4 protein-coding genes are annotated in these 4,168 nt (G+C 62.2%); 1 reads left to right on the top strand and 3 read right to left on the bottom strand.

Annotated elements, in window-relative coordinates:
* The 3 genes from NPS56_RS30775 to NPS56_RS30765 all read right to left on the bottom strand — a co-directional run.
* The coding region (locus NPS56_RS30775) for an OprD family outer membrane porin (protein WP_274078141.1) at window positions 1–576 on the bottom strand (576 nt) is incomplete at its 3' end.
* 213 nt (window positions 577–789) lie between these two features.
* On the bottom strand, window positions 790–2,439 hold the full coding sequence (locus NPS56_RS30770) for a cation acetate symporter (RefSeq protein WP_274078140.1): 1,650 nt from the start codon (window positions 2,437–2,439) through the stop codon (window positions 790–792).
* Window positions 2,436–2,765: a DUF485 domain-containing protein gene (locus NPS56_RS30765; protein ID WP_274078139.1), complete on the bottom strand. Its 330-nt coding sequence runs from the start codon at window positions 2,763–2,765 to the stop codon at window positions 2,436–2,438. The genes NPS56_RS30770 and NPS56_RS30765 overlap by 4 nt, the downstream gene beginning before the upstream one ends.
* Before the next feature lie 391 nt (window positions 2,766–3,156).
* Here NPS56_RS30765 and NPS56_RS30760 point away from each other — a divergent pair, with 391 nt between their 5' ends.
* Complete coding sequence (locus NPS56_RS30760; protein ID WP_274078138.1) at window positions 3,157–4,113, top strand: LysR family transcriptional regulator; 957 nt, start codon at window positions 3,157–3,159, stop codon at window positions 4,111–4,113.
* Window positions 4,114–4,168 lie beyond the last annotated feature (55 nt).

Here is a 4,168-nt window from a genome sequence, read left to right as displayed (position 1 = left end):
ACCGGTGCGGGTGATGCCCATGTCCTCGTAGTCCGAGGAGTCGCGCTGGTTGACCTGCGTCAGGCGACCGGCATCCACGGTCAGGCCTTCGAGTTCGAGCGACGTCAACTGACCGCCCTTGAAGGTTTGTGGCAACAGGCGTGAATCGTTGGCCAGTACCGTCGGCAGTTTCGGCAGTAGCGTGCCGAGTTTCAGCGTGCTTTTCGAGGCGCGCAGTTTGGCGGTCAGACCCAGTTCGCCGTATTCGTCCTGGGCACCTTTGCTGGTGTCGCTGTGGCGTTTGAGCAGGCCGGATCCGGCGCGATCGGGGCTGGAGTCGAGCTTGACCCCGAGCAGGCCGATGGCGTCGAACCCCACGCCGACCAGACCTTCGGTAAAGCCTGACTCATAGCGCAGCAGGAACCCCTGGGCCCATTCCTCCTGTTTCGATTGGGCGGCGTTGGTCTGGCGATAATCCCGGTTGAAGTAAAAGTTGCGCAGTTCCAGGCTGGCCTTGCTGTCTGCCAGGAAATCCGCATGGACGTGGGTGGCAAGGCTGCTGCCTGCCAGGAACAGGGTGAGGAGGGTAGGTTTCATTGCTTGTCTCTTGTTGTTATGGGCAGTGTTGTTATGGGCAGTGTTGTTATGAGCAGTGTTGTCATGAGCCAGCCGTTCCCGCACTGGCCGGGGCCGGTGGCGGGAAGGCTGGTTGAAGGTGCCCTGCGCCGGGCGGCGCAGGGCGGGAGTAAAAAAGCGCGAAGCAAAGGAGCGGACTCGCGCTCGGGGCCGGTGCCCCGCAATGCTGCAGCGTTAGTGACTGCTGGCCATGGCAGCCCCTAGGCCGGTCTGGGCGCGGACGAACTGATCGGCATAGGCCGCGCGCTCACGGTCGGCGCGCTCGCTGCGGTCCAGTTTGGACGCCACCACGATGACCAGGAAGGCCAAAGGCATGGAGAACAGCGCCGGCTGGTCGTAGGGGAAGATCGCCTGGGCATGACCCAATACCCCGACCCACACCGACGGCGACCCGATGACCAGCGCCAGGGCGCTGACCAGGCCGGTCAAGCCGCCGTAGAGGGCGCCACGGGTGGTCAGGCCACCCCAGTACATGGCCATGATCAGTACCGGGAAATTTGCAGAGGCGGCGATGCCGAACGTCAGGCCGACCAGGAAGGCGATGTTCTGGCCCTCGAACAGAATGCCGAGGGAGATCGCGACAATGCCCAGGCCGACAGTGGCGATACGCGACACGCGCATCTCCTGCTTCTCGTCGGCCTTGCCCTTTTTCAGTACCGAGGCATACAGGTCGTGGGAAATCGCCGAGGCGCCAGCCAGGGCCAGGCCGGCCACGACCGCAAGGATGGTGGCGAAGGCGACGGCGGAGAGGAATCCGAGAAACAGATTGCCGCCCACCGCTTTGGCCAGGTGCATGGCCACCATGTTGCCGCCACCGATCATGGCGCCGCCCAGCTTGCCATCGACGTAGTACTGCGGGTCTGTGCCGACGATGACGATGGCGGTGTAGCCCAGGATGCACACCACGAGGAAGAAAAAGCCGATGAACACCGTGGCGAACAGCACCGATTTTCGCGCCTCCTTGGCATTGGGCACGGTGAAGAAACGCATCAGGATGTGCGGCAGGCCGGCAATGCCGAAGACCAGGCCAAGGGACAGTGACACCGCGTTGATCGGGTCGGCCAGCAAGGTGCCCGGCCCCATGATTTGCACGCCGCTGGCGTGCACCGCTACGGCTTGGGCCGACAGCGTCTCGAAGCTGAAGCCGAAGCGGCTCAGGGCCATCAGCATCAGGGTCGTTCCGCCCGCCAGCAGCAGGACCGCCTTGGTGATTTGCACCCATGTGGTGGCGAGCATGCCGCCGAAGATCACGTAGACCAGCATCAGCACGCCGACCACAACCACCGCCGTGCGATAGTCGAGGCCGAACAGCAGCTTGATCAACTGGCCGGCGCCGACCATCTGAACCACGAGGTAGCAGCACACCACTGTCAGCGAGCCGAGGGCGGCGAAGCTGCGTACGCGCGTCTGATCCAGGCGAAAGGAGACGATGTCGGCGAAGGTGTAGCGGCCCAGGTTTCGCAGGCGTTCGGCCATCAGGAAGGTGACGATGGGCCAGCCGACGAAGAAGCCAATGATGTAGATGAAGCCGTCATAACCCCGGGCGAACACCATGCTCGAGAGGCCCAGCAAAGTGGCCGCCGACATGTAGTCACCGGCGATCGCCAGGCCATTCTGGAAACCCGTGATACCGCCACCCGCGCTGTAGAAATCGGCAGCGGAGCGCGTACGCCGGGACGCCCACCAGGTGATCAGCAAAGTGGCAAGGACGAAGACGAAGAACATGCCGATGGCATGCACATTGAGCGGCTGCTTCTGCGCGGTGATGGTGTCGGCGTTGGCCAGCAAAGGGCTGAGGGCGAGAAGGGGGAGTAGGCGTTTCATGCGCGGGTCTCCTGCAGGATCTGCGCGCTGAGCGCGTCGAAACGGGTGTTGGCGGTGTGCACGTACCAGGCGGTGAGCAACCAGGACAGCAAGATGATTGCCACGCCAACCGGCATGCCGAGGGTCAGGTGACTACCGTCGTACAGCGGCAGGTGCAGCCAGGCAGGTGCGAAGGCCACTACCATGATGAAGCTGTAATAGACGGCCAGGACCGCACCGCTCAGTGACCAGGCCAGCACTGAGCGCTGGCGGCTGAGGCGCTGGAATTCAGGATTGGCCCTGACCCGGGCGCAGGTCTGGACGTGGTTCGGATGGTCAGTCGTCATAGTGAGGCTCCGCTTTTAATTGTTGTTGTATGTCGGCCTTTTGAGGGGCGTACGGGTACCCGGGCGACATCCCTGGGCGGGACATCACCTGAATGCTGCTGGAGTCGTTGCTGCCCTGGCGATCTTCCGGAGGCGAGGGGAACGCATGGCACCGGTTTGGTGCCGACAGGGTGCCCGCCGGATGTGTCCTCGGCGGGGGCGAATGCGACAGTGATTGCGCTGCCGCGCAACAGCCATTTTTCGCCTTGAAAACAGGTTTTTTACCCTGCATTCAGGCCGTTAGCCCTGATTGAAATCGGGGCCTTTCCGGTGGAGAAACGATGCTGGTCAAACCAGGCTGAATGCGAGTATATGTTGGCTAATTTCCAATAAGAATTGGCAGAAAAGCCTGATGAATATGCAAAATCGCACAACGCAAACTCACGTGAATTGGGACGATATGCGTTTCTTTCTCGAGGTCGCTCGTGCTCGCACCGCCAGTGGCGCAGCACGCCGCCTGGGGGTGGACTACACCACGGTGTCGCGGCGCATCCGCGCCCTTGAGCAAAGCCTTGGCGCGCTGCTTTTCGAGAAGTCACGAGCGTCGGGTTTCGTCATGACTGTCGAGGGGCAGCGCCTGATCAGTCATGCGGAAACACTGGAAAGTACCCTGCTGGCAGCTTGTGGGGAGGTTTCGGGAACCACCGGGGGGCTTGCCGGGCACCTGCGCATCGGCTGTACCGAAGCCTTCGGCTCGTGCTTCATCACCTCGCAGATGAGTCACTTCATCATTCACTATCCGCATATCTCAGTGGACATTTTGCCGGTCCCGCACTTCGTCAACCTGTCACGACGCGAGGCGGACATTGCTATCACCCTGGAGCGTCCCGAGCGCGGTCCCTACGTGTGCTCGCGCCTATGCGACTACCGCTTGCGTCTGTATGCGACACCGGAGTACCTGGCCAATCATCCACCGATTACCCATAGCGAGGACTTGGCGAGTCACCCCTTCGTGACCTATGTCGAGGACCTGGCGTTCAGCTTCAAGCTGCTCTACCTGAACGATCTGCTGCCCGGCGCGCAAAGCCGCCTGCGTAGCACCAGCGTAGTCTCCCAGTATCATGCAGCGCTGGAGGGGCGCGCGCTGGCCATCCTTCCGTGCTTTCTCGCAGGTCCCGACCCGCGCCTGTGCGAAGTATTGCCGGACCAGGTGGAGGTCACTCGACAGTTCTGGATGTACTACAGCGAGGACCTGCGCAAGCTCAAGCGGATCACCTTGGTCGCCGAATACCTGCGCGCCTGTGCGGAGCTCAATCATCCGCTGTTGATGGGCGAATCGCGCGCGATGGCCTACCTGCCGTCACCCTGAGGTAGCAACGCTGATCCTCGGCTGACAGCATGTCATTCAACCGACCTTGACGATC

It is taken from the genome of Pseudomonas putida (assembly GCF_028682635.1).
GTDB lineage: Bacteria > Pseudomonadota > Gammaproteobacteria > Pseudomonadales > Pseudomonadaceae > Aquipseudomonas > Aquipseudomonas putida_AE.
This window is presented reverse-complemented; position numbering and strand designations above follow the sequence as displayed.